Source organism: Guyparkeria sp. WRN-7, assembly GCF_001641825.1.
Classification (GTDB): Bacteria; Pseudomonadota; Gammaproteobacteria; order Halothiobacillales; family Halothiobacillaceae; genus Guyparkeria.
This window is the reverse complement of sequence record NZ_LRFH01000016.1, coordinates 179817-200944: the sequence shown is the minus strand read 5'-3', so window position 1 is coordinate 200944 and position 21128 is coordinate 179817. Positions and strand designations below refer to the sequence as shown.

Sequence of the window (21128 nt, the reverse complement as noted above, 5' to 3'; positions counted from 1 at the left end):
ATGAGCGACTCACATCTCGAACTGACGGGCGTCGACATCGAGTTCCCCACGCCCAAGGGGCCGTTCCAGGCCCTCGACGACATCAACCTCAAGGTCGACGAAGGCGAGTTCATCTCGCTGATCGGCCACTCCGGCTGCGGCAAGTCGACCGTGCTCAACATCGTCGCCGGCCTGCACCAGGCCACCCGCGGCGGCGTGCTCCTCGACGGCCGCGAGGTCGACCAGCCGGGCCCCGAGCGGGCGGTGGTGTTCCAGAACCACTCGCTGCTGCCGTGGCTGACCGTCTACCAGAACGTCGAACTGGCGGTGAAGAAGGTCTTCAAGGGCCGCATGAGCCGCGCGGAAATGCGTGACTGGATCAACCACAACCTCGCCCTGGTCCACATGGACCACGCGGCGCACAAGCGCCCGGACGAGATCTCCGGCGGCATGAAGCAGCGCGTCGGCATCGCCCGGGCGCTGGCCATGCAGCCCAAGGTACTGCTGATGGACGAGCCGTTCGGCGCGCTCGACGCCCTGACCCGGGCCCATCTGCAGGATTCGCTGATGGAGATCCAGGCCGATCTCGGCAACACCGTGATCATGATCACCCACGACGTCGACGAGGCCGTGTTGCTCTCCGACCGCATCGTGATGATGACCAACGGCCCGGCGGCCACCGTCGGCGAGATCCTGCCGATCGATCTGCCGCGACCGCGCGACCGGCTGGCCCTGGCCGACGACCCGGCCTACAACCACTACCGCCACGAGGTGCTCACCTTCCTCTACGAGAAGCAGAAGAAGGTCGAGGAAATCGCCGGCTCGAGTGCGGAAACCGCCACGAGCCAGACCAAGGCCTCCGGCAAGGCCAAGGAACGGGTCGCGTGAAACCGCGACTGGTCGTGATCGGCAACGGCATGGCCGGTGCGCGCCTGCTGGAGGAACTGGTGGCGCGCGATGCCGGGCGGCATGCCATCACCGTGTTCGGCGCCGAACCGCACGGCAACTACAACCGGATCATGCTTTCGCCCGTGCTTGCCGGGGAGAAGACGGTCGCTGAGATCATGCTCAACCCGCGCGAGTGGTACGCCCGCCACGGCATCGAGCTGCACCTCGGCGACCCGGTGGTGAGCATCGATCGCGAACGACGCGAGGTGACCAGCCACGCCGGGGTGACCGTGCCCTACGACCGGCTGGTATTCGCCACCGGCTCGCGTCCGTGGCTGCCCGAGATTGCCGGCATCGACCTGCCCGGCGTCGGCGGCTTTCGCGATCTGGCCGATGTCGAGACCCTGCAGGCACGGCTTTCCGAGCCGGAACCTGTCGTGATCCTCGGCGGCGGTCTGCTGGGGCTGGAGGCGGCCGCGGGTCTCGCCGGCCACGGGATCGAGGTCACGGTCGTGCATCGCAATCCGGTGCTGATGAACCGGCAGCTCGACGACGAGGCCGCCGCCATCCTGAGAAGGGCACTGGAGGCCCGCGGCGTGCGCTTCGTTCTCGGCGCTCAGGCCGAAGCGATCGAAGGCAGCGAACGCGCCGAGGCCGTCCGTCTCGACGACGGCCGCCGCCTGCCGGCCGCCACCGTGCTGTTCACGATCGGCATCCAGCCGGCAATCGCGCTTGCCCGACAGGCCGGGCTCGACTGCGGCCGCGGCATTCGCGTCGACGCACAGTTGCGCAGCAGTGATCCGGCGATCCATGCGCTCGGCGAATGCGTGGAGCACGACGGGCGCACCTACGGCCTGGTCGCGCCGATCTGGGAACAGGCGCGCGTGCTGGCCGAGGTGCTCGACACCGGCCACGGCCGCTACCGCGACCAGCCCACCTCCACCCGGCTGAAGGTCACCGGCATCGACGTGTTCTCCGCCGGGCGCATCGACCCCGGCCCCGGCGAACACTGCCTGCGCCTGCGCGACCCCAAGCTGGGTATCTACAAGAAACTGATTCTCCGCGACGACAACGTGGTCGGCGTGGTGCTGGTCGGCGACGTGGCCGACGGGGGGTGGTTCTTCGACCTGCTCCAGGAACGGCGCGACATCAGCGCGTTCCGCGAGCGGTTGCTGTTCGGCGAGCGCTTCTGCGAGCCGGACGACACGAACCGCCCCGCCATCGACTCGCCCACCGAAAACGCCGCCTGACACGGCGGCCAGGAGCACAGCATGAGCAACCCGAACAACACCGACCGAGAAAAACTCATCGTGATCGGCAACGGCATGGTCGGTCATGCCTTCGTCGAGAAGCTGATCGAGGCCGACGGCCTGGCCCGCTTCGACGTGACCGTCTTCGGCGAGGAACCGCGCGCCGCCTACGATCGCGTCCACCTCTCCGAGTACTTCTCCGGGCGTAGCGCCGAGGACCTCGCGCTCACCACCGCCGAGGACTACCGCAGGGAGGGCATCGACCTGCACCTCGACGACCCCGTGGTCGAGATCGACACCGACAATCGCGAGGTGGTGACCCGTGCCGGGCAACGCTGCGGCTACGACCGGCTGATGCTGGCCACCGGCTCGTACGCCTTCGTCCCGCCGATCGAGGGTCGCGACCGGGACGGCTGCCTCGTCTACCGCACCATCGAGGACCTCGACGCGATCCGCGCCCATGCCGAGTCCGGCCGACGCGGCGTGGTGGTCGGCGGCGGCCTGCTGGGTCTCGAGGCGGCCAATGCGCTCAAGAACCTGGGGCTGGAGACCCACGTGGTCGAGTTCGCCCCGCAACTGATGCCCGCCCAGCTCGATCTCGCCGGTGGCGACATGCTTCGCCGCCAGATCGAGGCGCTCGACGTCCAGGTGCATACCGGCAAGGCCACGCAGCTGATCGATGCCGGCGAAAGCCACAAGCTGCGCATGAACTTCGCCGAGGGCGACCCGCTGGAGACAGATATCGTGCTGTTCTCCGCCGGCATCCGCCCGCGTGACGAGCTGGCCCGTTCCTCCGGCATCGCGGTCGGCGAGCGCGGCGGCATCGTCATCGACGACCAGTGCCGCACCTCCGACCCGGCCATCTTCGCCATCGGCGAATGCGCGCTGTGGAACAGCCAAGTCTTCGGCCTGGTCGGACCGGGCTACGCCATGGCCGACGTCGCAGTGAAGCAGCTCGTCGGGACAGACGAAAGCGCCGCTTTCACCGGCGCGGACATGAGCACCAAGCTCAAGCTGCTCGGCGTCGAGGTGGGGTCGATCGGCGATGCACACGCCCGCACGCCCGGCGCCCAGACCTACGCCACCATCAACGAGCCGGATGCCACCTACAAGCGGCTGGTGGTGCTCGACGACAAGCTGATCGGCGCGGTGCTGGTGGGCGACACCGCCGACTACGATACCCTGCTGCAGTACGCCCTCAACGGGCTGGACCTGCCCGAGCACCCCGAGTCGCTGATCGCGCCGGCCGGCGACGGCGCACCGGCCCTGGGCCCGGACGCCCTGCCGGAGACCGCCACGATCTGCTCCTGCCACAACGTCACCAAGGGCGGCATCATCGAGGCGATCGACGGTGGCTGCGTCAATCTCGCCGACGTCAAGGGCGTGACCAAGGCCTCTACCGGCTGCGGCGGCTGCGCGGCATTGCTCAAGTCGACCGTCGACAGCGAGCTGGGCAAGCGCGGCATGGAGGTCAACACCGACATCTGCGAGCACTTCCCGCACACCCGCGCCGAGCTCTACCACCTGGTGCGGGTCGAGGGCATCCGCAGCTTCGGCGAACTACTGGAGCGCCATGGCCGCGGCCACGGCTGCGACATCTGCAAACCGGCGGCCGCCTCGATCTTCGCCTCGGTGTGGAACGAGCACGTGCTCGAGCCGATGCACCAGCCGCTGCAGGACACCAACGACACCTATCTCGCCAACATGCAGAAGGACGGCACCTACTCGATCGTGCCGCGCGTGCCGGCCGGCGAGATCACCGCCGAGAAGCTGATCGTCCTCGGCAACGTCGCGCAGAAGTACGGCCTGTACACCAAGATCACCGGCGGCCAGCGCATCGACCTGTTCGGCGCGCGCAAGGAGCAGCTGCCGCCGATCTGGGAGGAACTGATCGCCGCGGGATTCGAGACCGGCCATGCCTACGGCAAGTCGGTGCGCACGGTGAAGTCCTGCGTCGGCTCGACCTGGTGCCGCTACGGCGTGCAGGACTCGGTCGGCATGGCGATCCACATCGAGAACCGCTACAAGGGCCTGCGCTCGCCGCACAAGCTCAAGTTCGCCGTCTCCGGCTGCACCCGCGAGTGCGCCGAGGCGCAGAGCAAGGACATCGGCGTGATCGCCACGGAGAACGGCTGGAACCTCTACGTCTGCGGCAACGGCGGCATGAAGCCGCGCCACGCGGACCTGTTCGCCACCGACCTCGACGACGAGCAGCTGATCCGCTACATCGACCGCGTGCTGATGTTCTATATCAAGACCGCCGACCGGCTGCAGCGCACCAGCGTCTGGCTGGAGAACCTCGAGGGCGGGCTCGACTATCTACGTGAGGTGGTCATCGACGACCGGCTCGGCATCGGCGCCGAACTGGAGGAGCAGATGCAGGCCGTGGTCGACAGCTACCAGTGCGAGTGGAAGAGCACCCTGGCCGACCCGGCCAAGCTCAAGCGCTTCCGCAGCTTCGTCAATTCCGATGCACCGGACGACAACGTGCTGTTCGTCGAGGAGCGCGGCCAGGTCCGCCCCGCGACACCGGAGGAGAAACGCGAACGAGCCGGGATCGAGACCCTGGCCGAGGAGGCATGACCATGACCGTGGCAGAACGTACCGAGACCACCTGGATCGATGTGTGTGGCCTGGACGACCTCGTCCCGCACTCCGGGGTCGCCGCCCTGGTCGGCAAGCGCCAGGTCGCCCTGTTCCTGGCCCCCTACGCCGAGCCAAGCGTGTACGCCATCGGCAACTGGGACCCGCTGGGACACGCCAACGTCCTCTCCCGAGGCATCGTCGGCGATCTCGGTGGCGAACTGGTGGTCGCCTCGCCGCTGCACAAGCAGCACTACCGGCTGACCGACGGCAGCTGCCTGGAGGAAGACGTCAACGCCGGCAGCTACCCCGTGCGCATCGTCGACGACCGGGTGCAGGTCGGTCTTTCCGGATCGTGACCCCCTGCACCAGGATGGAACGCCTGTCCACCGGTGACGATCACCGCTGGTGCATCGAGCCGACCATCAAGACACTCGGTCGACGCAACTCGTTGATTATTGGTATCAAGGTGAGTGGCACGAACCCTGCTTGAGTAGAGACAAGCGTCCCAACGGCGGGGCGAAACAAGATCGACCTGGACAAAGGCGTCCGTTCCGCGTGGCTTCACGGCCACGCCGGATCGGGCGCCTTTTTTGTTTGCGAGCGAAAAATGCACGAGACCGTCAAGACAACCTGTCCCTACTGCGGCGTCGGCTGCGGCGTCGATGCCCGCCTCGAGGACGGGCAACTGGTGGGTGTGACCGGCAGCCAGGAGCACCCGGCCAACCTCGGCCGCCTGTGCGTCAAGGGCTCGGCCCTGCACGAGACCGTCGACCCGGCCGGCCGGATGCTGGCGCCGCAGATCGACGGGGTCGCGGTGGACTGGGACACGGCGCTCGACACCGTTGCCTCCGGCTTTCGCACCGTCATCGAGGAACACGGCCCGGATGCCGTGGCGATGTACGTCTCCGGCCAGCTGCTTACCGAGGACTACTACGTTGCCAACAAGCTGATGAAGGGCTTCATCGGCACGGCCAACATCGACACCAATTCGCGCCTGTGCATGGCCTCGGCGGTGGTGGGCTACAAGCGGGCCTTCGGCACCGACACCGTGCCCACCTGCTACGAGGACATCGAGCTGGCCGACCTGGTGGTGCTGGTCGGCTCCAACGCGGCCTGGACCCACCCGGTCACCTACCAGCGCCTGGTCGCGGCCAAGCGCGCCCGCCCGGAGATGCGGGTGGTGGTGATCGACCCGCGCCGCACTGCCACCGCCGACATCGCCGACCTGCACCTGGCCATCGAGCCGGGCAGCGACGCCTTCCTCTTCAACGGCTTGCTCGCCGCGCTGGCCGACCGGGCCGCCATCGACCGGGACTATGTCGAGGCGCACACCGAGGGATTCGATCAGGCCATCGCCGCCGCCCGTGGCGAGGCCCCCGACATCGAGACGGTGGCCCGCACGACCGGGCTCGGCCTCGACGAGCTGCAGACGTTCTTCGACTGGTTCGTCCGCCACCAGCGCACCGTCACGGTCTACTCGCAGGGCGTGAACCAGTCGACGAGCGGCTCGGACAAGGCGAACGCCATCATCAACTGTCACCTGGCCACCGGTCGCATCGGCGTACCGGGCATGGGGCCGTTCTCGATCACCGGCCAGCCCAACGCCATGGGCGGGCGCGAGGTCGGCGGACTGGCCAACCAGCTGGCCGCCCACATGGACTTCGAGCAACCGGGCGCGGTCGAACGCGTCGGGCGCTTCTGGGGCTCGCCCGGCATGGCCACATCACCCGGCCTCAAGGCCACCGACCTGTTCGAGGCGGTCGAGTCCGGCCGGATCAAGGCGATCTGGATCATGGCCACCAACCCCGTGGTCAGCCTGCCGGACGCCGATCGGGTGCGCGAGGCATTGCGCCGCTGCCCCCTGGTGGTGGTCTCCGACTGCATGCAGGACACCGACACCACTGCCTGCGCCGACGTGCTCCTGCCGGCGACCAGCTGGGCGGAGAAGGATGGCACGGTCACCAACTCCGAGCGCTGCATCTCCCGCCAGCGCGGCTTTCTCGAGCCGCCGGGCCAGGCCCGTCACGACTGGTGGACCATTACCGAGGTGGCCCGCCGGCTGGGCTTCACCGAGGCCTTCCCGTACCGGGGGCCGGCCGATATCTTCCGCGAGCACGCCGCGCTATCCGGCTACGAGAACGACGGCAGCCGCGATTTCGACATTCACGCGCTCGCCCGGCTTAGCGACGCCGAATACGACCAGCTCGACCCGGTGCGCTGGCCGATCGACCCGGCCACCGGCCGCGGCCGCGAGCGACTGTTCGAGAACGGCCGCTTCTTCACGCCCTCGGGTCGGGCGCGCTTCGTCGCGATCACCTCCACCGCGCCGGCAAGCCGCGTGTCGGACGAGCGACCGCTGGTGATGAACACCGGCCGGATCCGCGATCAGTGGCACACGATGACCCGCACCGCGAAGGCGGCCCGCCTGATGCAGCACATCGACGAGCCGTTTCTCGAGATCCATCCCGACGATGCCGATCGCTTCGGGCTCACCGACGGCCGGCTGGCCGAGATCAGCGGCGAGCACGGCCGCTATGTCGGCCGGGTGCGTCTCTCCACGGGCCAGAAACCGGGCTCGCTGTTCGTGCCGATGCACTGGAACGGCCAGTACAGCCACACCGGCCGCGTCGGTGCGCTGATCCCCGCGCACGTCGACCCGTTCTCGGGCCAGCCGGAATCCAAGCACGCCACCGTCGCGGTTCGGCCCTTCGACGCCGCCTGGTTCGCCACGCTTCTCAGCCGCGAGCCCATCGCGTGGCCCACCGCCGACGGGAAGGCCGACCACATGGCCGACTACTGGGCCCGCATCCCGGTCGACGGCGGCGTACGTTACGAGATCGCCGGTCGCGAGCCGGTGGCCGACTGGTCGCAGTGGGCCCGTCATCTCCTCGGCGCGGACGGCGAATGGCAGGCCTACGAGGACAGCGCCGGCCCGTTCCGTGCCGCCCGCCTGGTCGACGGCCGGGTTGCTGCCGTGCTGTTCGTTGCCACCGACCCCGACCTGCCGTCACGCGAATGGCTCGCCGAGCTGATTCGCACCGACGAGCTCTCGCTCACCCAGCGGCTCGGCCTGCTCGCCGGCCGTCCCGCCGAACCGATGCCCGATACCGGGCCGATCGTCTGTTCCTGTTTCCAGGTCGGCGAAACCACCGTCCTGGAAGCGATCGACGCCGACGGCCTCGATACGCCGGAGGCACTGGGCAAGGCCCTGCGCTGCGGCACCAACTGCGGCTCCTGCATCCCGGAGCTCAAGCAACTCATCGCCCAGCGCCTTACCGAAACAAGCACCTGAGGGGACCGACCCATGGACCAGCTACCCATCTTCATGAACCTGCACGACAAGCCATGCCTGGTGGTCGGCGGCGGCGCGGTCGCCGCGCGCAAGGCCGACCTGATGCGCGCGGCCGGCGCCCGCGTGACGGTGGTCGCCCCGATGATCACCGGCGAAACCCGCCGCATGGTCGACGACGGACGTCTTTCCTGGCGCGAGGATGTGTTCGAGGAACCCATGGTCGCCGGCAACCGCCTGGTGATCGCCGCGACCGACGAGCCGGCCGTCAATCGCGCGGTGTACGCCGCCTGCGAGCGCCGCGGCATCCCGGTCAACGTCGCCGACGAACCCGAGCTGTGCAGCTTCATCCTGCCGGGGATCGTCAATCGCAGCCCGGTAACCATCGCCCTGTCGACGGGCGGGCGCTCGCCGGTGCTCGCCCGGCTGATGCGTGCCCGCCTCGAGACCCTGATTCCGTCCGGTTTCGGCCGGCTGGCCGACCTGCTGGGACGCTATCGCCAGGCGGCCAAGGACCGCATCCACGGCCTGGAGACCCGCAAACGCTTCTGGGAGAACGTGATCGACGGCCCGATCGGCAACCTGGTGCTCTCGGGCAAGGACCGCGAGGCGGAGGACAAGCTCGCCGGGCTGCTCGCCGACCAGGACGCACCGACCGACAGCGGCGAGGTCTACCTGATCGGCGCCGGCCCCGGCGACCCGGACCTGCTGACCTTCCGCGCCCTGCGCCTGCTGCAGAAGGCCGACGTGGTCGTCTACGACCGGCTGGTCGCCCCGGCGATCGTCGATCTGGCCCGCCGCGAGGCCGAGCGGATCTACGTCGGCAAGCGCGCCGGCCACCACAGTTGCTCGCAGGAGGACATCAGCAGCCTGCTGCGTGATCTGGCCGCCGAGGGCAAGCGCGTCGCCCGGCTCAAGGGCGGTGACCCGTTCATCTTCGGCCGCGGCGGCGAGGAGATCGAGGTGCTGGCCGAGGCCGGCCTGCCCTTCCAGGTGGTGCCCGGCATCACCGCCGCCAGCGGTTGCGCCGCCTATGCCGGCATTCCGCTCACCCACCGCGATCATGCCCAGTCGGTACGTTTCGTTACCGGTCATCGGCGTGGCGACGGGCTGGATCTCGACTGGCGGAACCTCGCCGAGGGCCGCGACACGCTGGTGTTCTACATGGGACTCGGCAGCGCCCGTCAGATCTGCGACCAGCTGATCGCCCACGGCATGCCCCGCCACCGCAAGGCCGCCCTGATCGAGCGCGGCACCACCGACAACCAGCGCGTCTACACCGGCACGCTCGCCTCCCTGCCCAACAAGATCACCGCGGCCGAGTCCCCCTCGTTGCTGGTGATCGGCGAGGTCACCGGACTGCACGATTCGCTCGGCTGGTTCCAGGGCCGCGGCGCGGCGACCGCCCTGTTCCCCGACAGCGAGCCGTGTCTCGCCGAGGGGGCGGCATGAGCCGCGTCCGCGAGATCCCCCAGGTATTCCACGGCTGCCGGGTCGCGCTGCCGGAATCGCGCCAGATCGACATCCTGGCCGGGCTGCTGGAACGCCGCGGCGCGACGGTGACACGCTGCCCGCTGGTCAGCATCCACGACTCGCCCGACCAGGACGGCGTGGTCGCATGGATCGACCGTTTCCTGGCCGACGGCAGCATGAGCGACCTGATCGTGCTCACCGGCGAGGGGATCGCCCGCCTGCACGCCGCCGCCGAGCGCAGCGGCCGGGAGACGGCGTTCCTGCGAAAACTCGAACGCATCCGCCTGATCGTGCGCGGGCCGAAGCCGGGGCGCGTGCTCAAGCGCTGGGGGATCAAGGCCGAGGTACAGGCCGAACGCCCCACCAGCGACGGGGTGATCGCCACCCTCCAGCAGCTCGACCGGCCGGCGGCGCGCACCGGCGTGGTGCTCTACGGTACCGAACCGAACATTCCGCTGATTCGCGCCGTCCACGAAGTCGGCAGCGAGCCGGTTCCCGTCGCCCCCTATGTCTACGCCAGCGAGAGCGAGACCGCGGCCGTGCTGGAGCTGGTCGAGCAACTGGCCGACGGGCGGACGGACGTGATCCTGTTCACCGCCCAGCCGCAGATCAACCGCCTGCGCCGGGTCGCGCAGAAGGCCGGGCGTCTCGACGCCCTGCACGCCGGCCTCGAACGCGCCGTGGTCGCCGCCATCGGCCCGGTGATGGCCGAACACCTGGAAAGCCTCGACATCGGGGTCGACGTGATGCCCGGGCGACGGTTTTTCATGCACCCGCTGGTCGACGCCCTGGCCGACCACCTTCAGCGCCGCGAGGCCGTCTCGTGAACGGTGTGTCACTGCCGGCCGGGACCAAACTGAGCGCACTGGTGCTCGCCGGCGGTGCGGGGCGGCGCATGGGCGGCCGCGACAAGGGGCTCGAACCGTTCCTCGGCCAGCCGATGGTCAGCCACGTCACAGAGGCGCTGGCTCCGTTGGTCGACGAACTGGTGATCGTCGCCAACCGACACCTTGACGCCTATCGCCGCCTCGGCCACACCGCGATCACCGATCCGGACGGCATCCGCCGCGGTCCGGCGGCGGCCGTGCACGCCGCGATCACGAGGCTGCGGCATGACTGGGTGCTGCTCGCGCCCTGCGACATGCCCCGCTACCGCGCCCAGTGGCCGGCCCGGCTGGTCGCCCGCCAGCGCGCCACCGGCGCCCCGGTGGTGATCGCCGACGACGGCGATCGCCTGCAACCCGGCGTGGCCCTGTTCCATGCCCCGACGCTACGCCGCCAGCGGGTCGGCCCGGTGCCCGCGCGCCTGACCGACCTGCTGACCGGCGGACCGCACGCCTGCTGCGATCTCTCCGACGACCGCGAGGCCTTCCTCAACGTCAACACGCCGACCGACCTGCTCCAAGCGCCGATGACCGCCAGCATGGGGAGGACAAGACCATGACCCGTTGCACCTGTGCCACCGCCAGCCCGAGCGTGGACGACGCGCTCGCGACCCTGATCGCCGCTGCTGCACCGCTCGACACCGTCGAGGTGCCGCTACGTGACGCGCTTGGTCGGCTGCTCGCCCGGACCCTCCGCGCCCCACGCGCCTACCCGCCGTTCAACCGCGCCATGATGGACGGCTATGCCGCCCGCCACGCCGACCTCGCCGGCAAGGCCGCGCTGCGGATCCGGCTGGCCACCGATGCGGATCAAAGTGCCCCGGCACCACTGCCGACCGGCCATTGCGCGCCCATCGCCACCGGCGCCCCGCTCCCCCCGGGCGCCGACGTGGTGCTGCGGCGCGAGCGTGTCAGCGTAGCGGCGAACACCCTTGTGGCGACCGAACCGGTCCGCCCCTGGGCCGACTGCGAGACCGTCGGTGCGGTCACCATGCCGGGTGCCCCCGTCCTGTCGGCCGGCACCGCCCTGCAACCGGGGCACCTCTCGCTCGCCGCCCGGCACGGGCTCGCCAGCCTGCCGGTGGTCCGAACCCCGCGCGTGGCCGCGCTGGTCACCGGCGACGAGCTGACGCCACCGGGTCAGTCCTGCCCGCCGGGCGGCATCCACGACAGCAACAGCATCCTCCTGCAGGCGACACTTTCCCAACTGGGCGCCGCGGTGATGGGTCCCGACGCGCCGATGGCCGACCACCTGCCCACGCTGGAAGCCACCGTGCGCCGGCAACTGCCTGATGCGGACATCGTCTGCATCGTCGGCGGCAGCTCGGTCGGCAACCGGGACTTCGGTCGCGAGATCCTCGCCCGCGTCGGCACCCCGCTGTTCGAAGGCATCGCCATGCGGCCCGGGCGCCCCACCAGTGCCGCCGTGACGCCCGACGGCAAGCTCGTGCTCGCCCTGCCCGGACGTCCCGCCGCCCTGCTCACCGCGCTGCATGCCCTGCTCCGTCCATTGCTCGACGCGATGCAGGGCAAGGCCGCGTTGAAGCCGCCCCCGAGCGCAAGGCTGACGGTCCCGCTGCCGGCAACGCCCGACACCCGTTATCTCCCCGTGCGGTTCGATTGCCGTGACGGTATCTGGTGGGCGCTCGCTCAGGAGGTCGAGATCGAACGGGCCGATGCACTCGCGGTGATTCCCGCCCACATGGAGATGGCTGCCAACGCTCCCGTCGAGGTGATTCCCCTGAGCTGACCGCTCCCGCACGCCCTGTCGGCAAGCGCAGCACAGCAACCCGCCCGCCGCTACACTCCGGGACGGACAGACCAACCCGTTCCAACACCTGATGGAGTCTCGGCATGGGGGACAGGCACTCGCAGCTCGATCAGGACGAAGAGAAACGACTGGAGCCATCGGCCATGCCCGACTGGGTCGCACCGATGCTCGCCACGCTCACCGACGCGCGTTTTTCCTCGCCCGACTGGCTCTACGAGCGCAAGCTCGACGGCGAGCGCTGCCTGGTGTTTCGAGACGACGATGGCGCGCGGATCCTTTCGCGCAACAAGAAGGCGTTGAACCGCACCTACCCCGAGCTGGTCGAGCCGCTCGAATCCGCCTGTGACCGGCCATTTATCGCCGATGGCGAGATCGTCGCCTTCGACGGCAATGTCACCAGCTTTTCTCGCCTGCAGCAGCGCATCGGCATCACCGACCCCGACAAGGCCCGCGAGAGCGGTGTGGCCGTGGTGCTCTATCTCTTCGATCTCATCTATCTCGAGGACAGCCGTCTCGATCAGCTGCCACTGCGTCGGCGCAAGGCCCTGCTGCGCTCGACCCTCGCCTTCGAGGATCCGCTGCGTTTCACCGCCCATCGCAACGAGGACGGCGAGACCTTCTTCGACGAGGCCTGTCGCAAGGGCTGGGAGGGGTTGATCGCCAAGCGGGCCGACGCCCCCTACCACCACAGCCGCTCGCGCGACTGGCTAAAGTTCAAGTGCGTCAACCAGCAGGAACTCGTCATCGTTGGCTTCACCGACCCCAAGGGCGAGCGCCACGGTTTCGGCGCGCTGCTGCTGGGCTACTACGAGGACGACGAACTCCGCTATGCCGGCAAGGTGGGCACCGGCTTCGACGACCGCACCCTCACCGAGCTGCATGCCGAACTGGCCAAACGCGAGCGACGCACCGCACCCGTCGAGAACGGCCCCGACCTGGACTCGGTGCACTGGGTAACGCCGGAGCTGGTCGCCGAGATCGGTTTTACCGAGTGGACCGAAGACGGCCGCCTGCGTCATCCGCGCTTTCTCGGCCTGCGCGATGACAAGCCCGCCACGGCCGTGCATCGCGAGCGGCCAAAGGTCTGATTTCCCTCACCCCGCCGGCAGGCCCGCCAGCACGTGGTAGGGGCCGGGCCGGCCATGGCTCCCCGATTCGATCAGCACGAGCCGGTCGGCGAACCAGTGAATCGGCTCGTCCAGAACCGGTTCGCGCGGGGCATGGGCATGCCGGCGCAGGCTGACATGCGGTGCGAACGGTCGGCCATCGGTTGCTATGCCGCAGGCAAGACACAGTCCCCGCGCCCGCTCGGCCAGCCGGTGCAGTTCCTCGGGGCACCGGCTCGGCCCGGCCCAGGCCACCCGGGCCCGGTCGAAGTGGCCGACTCGGTCGAGCAGGATCGGGATCGGGTCGAACCGCAGGCTGTCCAGCCGTTCGGCCAGGCAGGCGGCCCGTGCCGAGTCGATGGTGCCCGGAAAGGCGAGCGTCAGGTGCAGATGGCCGCGCGGCACCGGCCGTCCACCAAGATCGAGCCCGCGCGCCAGATGATGCAGCGCCCCGCGCGTGGCCTCGTCGGGCCACAGCGCCAGGAACACCCGTTGCTTCGGGCTCGTGTCCGGCCCGGCATCCCGGTTCACGACGTCTCGGCCTTCGCGGCGATGCGATTGCGCACGCCGGCCAGCAATTCGTAGGAGCGACAGCGGGCGGCGTGGTCGAAGCTCGAGTTGGTGACGATCAGCTCGTCGGCTTCGGTGGCCTTGAGAAATCGCTCGATCTCGCCCTCGACCGTCTCGGGCGAGCCGATGGCCGAGCAGGCCATGGTTCGCTCGACCACCATGCGCTCGAAGCGCCCGGCCCGCTCGCGGTAGTCGGCGACCGGCGGCGGGATCGGGCCGGGCCGGCCTTCTCGCAGGGCAACGAAGGATTGCTCCATGGAACTGGCGTGGAAACGGGCCTCATCGTCCGTGTCCGCGACGTAGGCGTTAAAGCCCACCATCGCGTAGGGCTTTTCCAGAAAGCGTGACGGCCGGAACTGCTCACGGTAGTCGGCCAGCGCGTTCATCAGCTCGCCCGGGGCGAAGTGCGAGGCGAAGGCGTACGGCAGACCCAGGGCGGCGGCCAGCTGGGCGCCGAAGCGGCTCGAGCCGAGGATCCACACCGGCACCCGGGTCCCCGCGCCGGGGATCGCGCTCACGGTCTGGCCGGGCGCGGGATCGTCCAGCAGGGCGATCACCTCGGCGACGTCGTCGGGGAAGCGGTTGGGGTCGCTGCCCTCGCGACGCAGGGCGCGAGCGGTAGTCTGATCGGTCCCCGGCGCGCGGCCGAGCCCCAGGTCGATCCGGCCCGGGAACAGCGTCTCGAGCGTGCCGAACTGTTCGGCCACCACCAGCGGCGAGTGGTTGGGCAGCATGATGCCGCCGGCGCCGACACGGATGCGCTGGGTGGCCGCGGCGACCTGGCTGATCACCAGCGCGGTGGCCGCGCTGGCGATGCCGGGCATGTTGTGGTGTTCGGCCAGCCAGTAGCGCCGGTAACCGAGGTCCTCGGCATGCCGGGCGAGATCGACGCTGTTCTCCAGCGCCCGACGCGCATTCGAGCCCTCGGTGATCGGGGCCAGATCGAGTATCGAGAAGGGAATCATGCCGGCGAGTGTAACGAATCCGCGCTCACCGACAGCCGATGCGACCTGCCGCGCGCGCCGCGCCGGGATTTGCCATACTGCCTTCAGCGGGCCCGACCGGGCGCGCACCGATCCGATCGACTTCACGGACGACTCCATGACTCGCAGCGATTCGCCACGTCACGACCGCGCCGACGAGGAACATCCCCCGGAAAGTCCGTCGTTCTGGAGCTTCGTCCCCATCGGCGAATACCAGCCACCGGGACTGCCCGCCAGCAGCGCCATCGCCGATGCCTGGGCGTCGTTCAAGCGGCTGTTGCGCAAGGTGGATCAGTCATCGCTGCAACCGGCCCGTGACGAGGCCAAGCTGCGCGCCCTGCCCGAGGTGCAGCTCGAGCATCTCGCCCCGCCGATCGATCCGACCGAACCGGCCGATGCCCTCGACACGGCCCTCTACGACTGGCTCGACAACAAGCCCGCCGACTGGCCAATCCGCTTCGTGATCGGCCAGCCGTATGCCCACCCCGAGCTGCTGCCCCTCTGGGCCGCCCGGCACGGCGCAGCGGTGATCGAACCACCCAGCGTCGAGCAGATCCTCGATGGTGACCTCGACTGGTTCGACCAGTGGCCCGTCGACGGCAATCCCGGCCGCCTGTGGGTTTTGCCACGCCTGGCGCACTGCTACCTGCGGCACACAGACGGCCTCAAGCTGGTACGCACGCTGCTTGCCCGGGCCGAGGCCGGCGAGCTGGGCCGCGGCGTGATCGGCTGCGACAGCTGGGCCTGGGCGTACCTGATGCACCTCTGGCCGGTACCGCACCCCGGCGCGCTCACCGCCCAGGCCTTCGACGGGCCGCGCCTGACCCGCCTGCTGACGCACCAGATCAAGCGCCGGCCGCATCGTCGGGTACGTTTTCGCAACGCCAGCACCGGCAACGATATCCTCAGCGTTCCATCGGACGACACCGAGGTGCATCCCGAGATCGTCCGGCTGGCCGCCCACACCCGCGGCAACCCCGGAACGGCACTGACCTACTGGCGTCGCTCCCTGCGCACCGAACCCCACGAGGATGTCGTCGAAACGTCCGACGAACCGATATCGGGCGAAGTCTTCGACGAGGAAGACGTGTGGGTCTCGGCACACCTGAACGAACCACTGCTGCCCAACGAGGCCGACGAGGACGTCGCGCTGGTGCTCCATGCCCTGCTGCTGCACGACGGCCTGCCGGCCGCCCTCCTGCCCACCCTGTTGCCGCTCACGCACGACGGCTGTCTGGCGATCCTGCTGCGGCTGCAACGGGCCCGGCTGATCGCCCAGCGCGACGAACGCTGGGCCGTCACCGCAACGGGATATTCGAGCGTGCGTTCGCTGCTTGCCGGGCGCGACTATCTCACCGACGGATTCTGAGGCCGGCCATGAACGAGAACCTCTCCAGCACCCAGATATTCCGCGAAATCGATCTCGTCATCATGCTAGAGATCGCCGCGATCCTAGCCGTGGCAGTGGTCCTGATCATGGCCATGCAACGCGCCATGAACTGGCTCGGTCAGCGCCTCTACGGCCAGCGTCGCCTGACCCTGCTCGCGCTGGTGCCGCTGCTGCGCCTGCTGATCGGCATCAGCGCGGTGATCCTGATCGTCCCGCTGGTGATCGAACCCTCGCTACAGAACATGGTCGCCGTGCTCGGCACCGTCGGCATCGCCCTGGGCTTTGCGTTGAAGGACTACGCCAGCAGCCTGATCGCCGGCGTGGTCGCCATCGGCGAGAAACCCTATCGCAACGGCGACTGGGTCCGTATCGGCGATCACTACGGCGAGGTCATCCACGTCGGCATGCGCACCGTCGAGCTGATCACCGCCGACGACGACCGCATCGTCATCCCACACAACCGGCTATGGAACGACTCCATCGTCAATTCCAACGACGGCAAGCCGCGGCTGCAGTGCGTGGCCGATTTCTACCTGCATCCCGAGCATGATGCCGATCTGGTCCGTTCAATGCTCAAGGACGTGGCGCTCACCAGCCCCTACCTGCACCTGGATTCGCCGGTGATGGTCATCATCGAGGAGCGCCCCTGGGGCACCCACTACCGCCTCAAGGCCTACCCGGTCGACAGCGGTCAGCAGTTCCGCTTCGTCACCGATCTCACCGTCCGCGGCAAGGAACTGCTCACCCGCCAGGGCATACGCTTTGCCGCCACCGCCGCCATTCCGGAATCCGGCGCCATGGCATAACCGACCGCATGGCCACGCCCCGCTTTCTCTGCGACGAAATGCTCGAGCGCCTCGGCCGCTGGCTGCGGGCCGCCGGCCACGATACGGCGATCGCCGCGCCCGGCAGCGACGACCGTGCCCTGGTCGAGCAGGCACGCGACCAGGGCCGCTGGCTGGTGACCCGCGACCGGCACATGGCCCACTTTCGCAACGGCGATGGGCGCATCGTGCTACTGGAGAGCAACGACACCACCTCGCTTGCCGCCGAGCTGAGCGAGCGTTTTCGCATCGACTGGCTGCACCGCCCGTTCTCGCGCTGCCTCGACTGCAACGCCCCGCTCCAGCCGGCAACCGCCGAGCAGGCCGAGCGCTTACCGCCGGGCAAGCGGGTGTTTGCCGCGGATGCCTGCTACTGCCCCACCTGCGACAAGGTGCTCTGGCGCGGCAGCCACGTGCGCCGGATGCGCCACACGCTGGAAAACTTCGCCCACCGACGCTGGGTCGTGGCAAGAAACTGAAAGCCGGCGCCGCAGCGGATGATTTGCTCTGCTAAGGTCCTGCTCGCAGCACACCTCGCTCCCAGGCCGAAGACCATGACAAACAAGCCTCTTGCTCGCCCCCTCGCCCGCTTTCTGACGGCGACGTGCCTTGTCATCAGTCCCATGGCACACGGGGAAACCCTGTTTTCGGTCCAGTCCGAGAACGATGCCTATGTGGGCGCGGGGGACGGCCACTACACCAACGGCTTCAAGCTATCCTGGGCGGTCGAAAACGAGGCGGACCACTGGAGCGGCAGCATTGCCCGCGCCGCACCCGGCTGGGCGGCCACCGAGGTGGTGGGGACGTCCTACCGGCTCGGTCACCGTATCTACACCCCGACCCGGATCACCCTCTCGACGCCGCAACCCGATGACCGCCCCTACGCCGGCGTGCTCTACGCCGGCGCCTCGATTCACGGGGTGACCCGGCACGACGGCTGGCACGAGACCCGCAGCATCCACCTGGATGCCGGCATGGTCGGGCCCAGCGCGCAGGCCGAGTGGATCCAGGAAACCTTTCACGAACACATCGCCGGGGCGGAGCCGCAAGGCTGGGACTACCAGCTCTCCGACGAGCCGTTTCTCAACCTCGGCTATGAACACGCCTGGATGGATCGTCGCGAACTCGGTTCGCTCGAATTCGAGTACGGCCCCACCGCCGGCTTTGCCGTCGGCAACCTCTACAGCTACGGCTCCGGCGGGTTCGCCCTGCGCATCGGCAAGGGGCTAGATCGCAGCTTCGGCATCCCGTCGATCGCCCCGGCACAAAGCCAGCGGGCGTTCTTCCGCCGCAGCGACACCCTCGGCTGGTACCTGTTCGCCGCCGCCGAAGGCCGCTACATGGCGCACAACATGCTGCTCGACGGCAATACCCGGAAAGACAGCCCGTCGGTGGATCGCAAGCCGTGGGTAGGCGACGCGCAGATCGGCGTTGCGGTGAACTGGGACCGCTGGCAGCTGGCCTATACCGTGGCCGTGCGCAGCAAGGAATTCGAGAGCCAGGACGGCACCGACAGCTTCGGCTCGCTCACCCTGTCGATGTGGCTGTAGCGCCGCCGCTCCCGGGCGGGCAATCGAGAAAAAGCCGTGGTCCCGGTCGAAGCGGGACCACGGCTTTTTGATACCCGACGGGCTGTCGGTTCGAAGCGGTTACTTCATGAACCGGTCGTGGGTGAAGACAAGGTCCTTGCCGGGGGCTGCCTTGTGGCAGGCAATGCATCCCTTGTTACTGCCCTTGCCGATACGACCGGCGAGCGACATGCCCTTGGGGTTCTTCTCCAGCTCGCCTTCGGGGCTGAATTTCGCCCAGTACCAGTTGTCGTGGTCAGGATCGTAGCCATCCGCACGCTGGAACATCACGGTAATGGAGGCGAGGTTCTTTTCGCGCTCGTTGAGCACACCGGCCTTCAACGTATCGAGATCACCCTCGCCGCCATAGTTCTTCTTCACCATGACCACGCCTTCGTGGTTGTCGACCGTGATCATGGTTTCGAGGTATTCCAGCGCCTGGCCGTGCGGGTGATTGCCCTGGTAGGGAAAGCTGCGAATCGATTCCGGCCCGACCAGCTTGTTGCCCTGCAGCCGATCCCAGAGCACCTTCGCGTACTCGATGTTCATGGGACCCCCGAAGGGCGGATCCGTCTCGAGTCGACTGTCGTCGGTGACACTGGCCTCGCCTGCAAGCGCACTGCCAGCGCCCGGTATCACAAACAATGCTCCGACCATCAGCGCCGGCAGCACACGCCCGGCGACTCGGTTCCACTCTTTCATCACACTCCCCCTCGCTGGCGCGCCAGCATCGGATGCTTCGCCAACCGCCTCGCAGCCACCCGACCGCCAAGCGACCCGACCGATATACCCGGCCGCCACCAGGGCAGCCCGAGGCGCGACCTGCACGGTCGATACCAGGAGAGTAGTTACAAATATCAGCGACTTGCCGAACGTTCGTGTCACCGAGCTAGCCATTACCCGGCTAACGGTTCCGCCACCCCGCGACTGACGCGCACCGGGCGAAGGCCGGTGGCTTCCGGACGACCGACGCCTAGGCCGGAAACGCCGCCCACCCGATCTAGCCGGTCTCGTCAGACCGGTCGACCGCTACCGAGCGGCTCACCTCGAGCGCCTCGTAGGCACGCTGCAACGCGGCATCCGCATCCCCGTCCTCAACGCGGAAGGCATCCACGCCAACGCTCACGTCAAACTTCACCGATGCCGAGGCATCCTCGACCAGAAAATAGGCGGCCGCCAGGCGCAACTTGTCCGCCACCGCCGAGGCGCCAGCCAACGAGGTATCGGGCAGCACCACGGCGAACTCGTGCTCGGCGATGCGGAACGACATGTCCATGCCGCGCAGCGTCTCGCGCAGGCAGTCGGCGAACGCGCACAGGACCCGGTCGCCGGCCGCCTCCCCGTGGTGGTCGATGAACCGAACGATGTCCAGCAGGATCAGGCTCACCGGCAGGTCGTTGCGCTGGTGCTGGGCGAACAGGGTGTCGAGCTGGCGGACGAAATCGCGCCGATTCCCCAGACCGGTGAGCCCATCGATCAGCGACAGCTGGCTCTGGCGCCGCTGCTCGCGCTCATGGGCCTCGTCCAGCGCGGCGGCGACCTCCCGCACGCGGCCACGCAGTTGGTCGGCGTCGAGGGAATCGAGGTCCGCCAGCCAGGGTTCGGACGGCGGTGATGCGGAGTATTGGCTCACTGGGCGCTCCTAAATTCTCGTCAACCGGACCGCCACGATCGATAACGGCGGTTCGTGGCAACGATAGCAACTTCTCGAACGGCGCGTACGCGGATGGATTCGCCCGTCGCCATGAAACGGCATGAGCGCCTACCGGTCACCACCTCGCGCACCCACTCGCAGTTTCAGCAGCCGACCGACCAGCAGGTGCAGCAACGGCGCGCCCACGATTAAAAGACCGAAGGCCGAGACAAACGGGTCCACACCGGCGAGCACCAGTGCGGCATAGGCACTGGCCAGGACGATCAACTCGATAAGCAGGGCCCAGAACAGTCGCATCATTGCCTCGCCGTGACGCTGTGGCGAACGATCATTCCGCCAACCAGCGCAGCGCGGCGTCACGGGATTCGAAGAAGCGCGCGTCGCCGGAGATGAACCAGGAGCCGATCCTCGCCGCGACCTCCTGCCAACGCTTGTCCCCCCAGATGGCCACCCGGTCGAATGACGAGCCATGCCGCAGCCCCAGGCGGAAGTCGTCCCACAGGGCCCGCGGCTCCCAGCCCTCGAACTCGGTCGCCTCGACAAGGGCGCGCAACCGTGGCTCTTTCACGCCACTCAATGCCCCCTCGATGACAGGCGCGATCTGCTCATAGTCGGCATGAGTGAGTCGCCCGACGGCCTTCAGCACCAGAACGCTATGCGCCCCGCTGCGTTCAACACCGATGGAAAGTCCATGTCGATCGCTCGTCATGCCGACCACCTCGACGTGTGGATGGTGACTCTGCCGGGTACGGCGAACCGCCGCTCCCGCCAAGGACATTAGTCGCCAGACCGGGAAGGTGAAAGTCGATGGCCATCGCGCAACAAAATGCGATGATCGACTACGGAAGCTCCACTGTCCGGCTCACGTCATTCCCGTGAGGCACGAGCATTTCGCCCACGCTCAGATACCAAG

The 21128-nt window shown here is 68.5% G+C and carries 20 protein-coding genes; 14 read left to right on the top strand and 6 right to left on the bottom strand.

Annotated elements, in window-relative coordinates:
- The 10 genes from AWR35_RS09235 (at position 1) to ligD (ending at position 13208) form a co-directional block, all read left to right on the top strand.
- A complete protein-coding gene (locus AWR35_RS09235; RefSeq protein WP_058575662.1) occupies positions 1–867 on the top strand; it encodes an ABC transporter ATP-binding protein in 867 nt (288 codons plus the stop codon).
- Positions 864–2117: an FAD-dependent oxidoreductase gene (locus AWR35_RS09230; RefSeq protein ID WP_058575661.1), complete on the top strand. Its 1254-nt coding sequence runs from the start codon at positions 864–866 to the stop codon at positions 2115–2117. The genes AWR35_RS09235 and AWR35_RS09230 overlap by 4 nt, the downstream gene beginning before the upstream one ends.
- Before the next feature lie 21 nt (positions 2118–2138).
- Entirely contained in the window at positions 2139–4700 is a 2562-nt protein-coding gene (nirB, locus tag AWR35_RS09225) for a nitrite reductase large subunit NirB (protein WP_058575660.1), read from the top strand.
- Between the two features lie 2 nt (positions 4701–4702).
- The gene (gene nirD, locus AWR35_RS09220) at positions 4703–5059 is read left to right on the top strand and encodes a nitrite reductase small subunit NirD (RefSeq protein WP_058575659.1); all 357 of its coding nucleotides are present in this window, start codon (positions 4703–4705) and stop codon (positions 5057–5059) included.
- Positions 5060–5310: 251 nt separating this feature from the next.
- Positions 5311–7995, top strand: coding sequence for a nitrate reductase (locus tag AWR35_RS09215; protein WP_058575658.1), 2685 nt, complete (start codon positions 5311–5313; stop codon positions 7993–7995).
- Positions 7996–8007: 12 nt separating this feature from the next.
- Positions 8008–9444, top strand: a complete 1437-nt coding sequence (cysG, locus tag AWR35_RS09210; RefSeq protein ID WP_058575657.1) for a siroheme synthase CysG — start codon at positions 8008–8010, stop codon at positions 9442–9444.
- Entirely contained in the window at positions 9441–10292 is an 852-nt protein-coding gene (locus tag AWR35_RS09205; RefSeq protein WP_058575656.1) for a uroporphyrinogen-III synthase, read from the top strand. The genes cysG and AWR35_RS09205 overlap by 4 nt, the downstream gene beginning before the upstream one ends.
- Positions 10289–10909 (top strand): NTP transferase domain-containing protein, encoded by a 621-nt coding sequence (locus tag AWR35_RS09200; RefSeq protein ID WP_058575655.1) that lies wholly within the window; start codon positions 10289–10291, stop codon positions 10907–10909. Before AWR35_RS09205 ends, AWR35_RS09200 begins: the two co-directional genes overlap by 4 nt.
- Entirely contained in the window at positions 10906–12099 is a 1194-nt protein-coding gene (locus AWR35_RS09195) for a molybdopterin molybdotransferase MoeA (protein WP_058575654.1), read from the top strand. The genes AWR35_RS09200 and AWR35_RS09195 overlap by 4 nt, the downstream gene beginning before the upstream one ends.
- A 104-nt stretch (positions 12100–12203) precedes the next feature.
- Positions 12204–13208, top strand: a complete 1005-nt coding sequence (gene ligD, locus AWR35_RS09190; protein WP_058575653.1) for a non-homologous end-joining DNA ligase — start codon at positions 12204–12206, stop codon at positions 13206–13208.
- A gap of 6 nt (positions 13209–13214) precedes the next feature.
- Here ligD and thpR read toward each other — a convergent pair whose 3' ends face one another.
- Positions 13215–13757, bottom strand: coding sequence for an RNA 2',3'-cyclic phosphodiesterase (gene thpR, locus AWR35_RS09185; protein WP_058575652.1), 543 nt, complete (start codon positions 13755–13757; stop codon positions 13215–13217).
- Positions 13754–14761, bottom strand: a complete 1008-nt coding sequence (locus tag AWR35_RS09180; protein ID WP_058575777.1) for an LLM class flavin-dependent oxidoreductase — start codon at positions 14759–14761, stop codon at positions 13754–13756. Before AWR35_RS09180 ends, thpR begins: the two co-directional genes overlap by 4 nt.
- Positions 14762–14897: 136 nt before the next feature.
- Here AWR35_RS09180 and AWR35_RS09175 point away from each other — a divergent pair, with 136 nt between their 5' ends.
- The 4 genes from AWR35_RS09175 to AWR35_RS09160 all read left to right on the top strand — a co-directional run bounded on the left by AWR35_RS09175 (position 14898) and on the right by AWR35_RS09160 (position 18543).
- Positions 14898–16148: a hypothetical protein gene (locus tag AWR35_RS09175; protein ID WP_058575651.1), complete on the top strand. Its 1251-nt coding sequence runs from the start codon at positions 14898–14900 to the stop codon at positions 16146–16148.
- A gap of 8 nt (positions 16149–16156) precedes the next feature.
- Positions 16157–16975, top strand: a complete 819-nt coding sequence (locus AWR35_RS09170; protein ID WP_058575650.1) for a mechanosensitive ion channel domain-containing protein — start codon at positions 16157–16159, stop codon at positions 16973–16975.
- Between the two features lie 8 nt (positions 16976–16983).
- Positions 16984–17472, top strand: coding sequence for a DUF5615 family PIN-like protein (locus AWR35_RS09165; protein ID WP_058575649.1), 489 nt, complete (start codon positions 16984–16986; stop codon positions 17470–17472).
- Between the two features lie 75 nt (positions 17473–17547).
- Positions 17548–18543 carry a lipid A deacylase LpxR family protein gene (locus tag AWR35_RS09160; RefSeq protein WP_058575648.1) on the top strand — a complete coding sequence of 332 codons (996 nt, stop codon included), beginning with the start codon at positions 17548–17550 and terminating at the stop codon, positions 18541–18543.
- Positions 18544–18642: 99 nt separating this feature from the next.
- Here the strand turns inward: AWR35_RS09160 and AWR35_RS09155 are convergent, their stop codons facing one another.
- The 4 genes from AWR35_RS09155 to AWR35_RS09140 all read right to left on the bottom strand — a co-directional run bounded on the left by AWR35_RS09155 (position 18643) and on the right by AWR35_RS09140 (position 20924).
- Positions 18643–19263: a cytochrome P460 family protein gene (locus AWR35_RS09155; protein WP_058575647.1), complete on the bottom strand. Its 621-nt coding sequence runs from the start codon at positions 19261–19263 to the stop codon at positions 18643–18645.
- 298 nt (positions 19264–19561) lie between these two features.
- Complete coding sequence (locus AWR35_RS09150; RefSeq protein ID WP_058575646.1) at positions 19562–20194, bottom strand: GGDEF domain-containing protein; 633 nt, start codon at positions 20192–20194, stop codon at positions 19562–19564.
- 129 nt (positions 20195–20323) lie between these two features.
- Positions 20324–20512, bottom strand: a complete 189-nt coding sequence (locus AWR35_RS09145; protein ID WP_156413976.1) for a hypothetical protein — start codon at positions 20510–20512, stop codon at positions 20324–20326.
- A 31-nt stretch (positions 20513–20543) separates the two neighbouring features.
- Entirely contained in the window at positions 20544–20924 is a 381-nt protein-coding gene (locus AWR35_RS09140) for an STAS/SEC14 domain-containing protein (RefSeq protein WP_058575644.1), read from the bottom strand.
- Positions 20925–21128 lie beyond the last annotated feature (204 nt).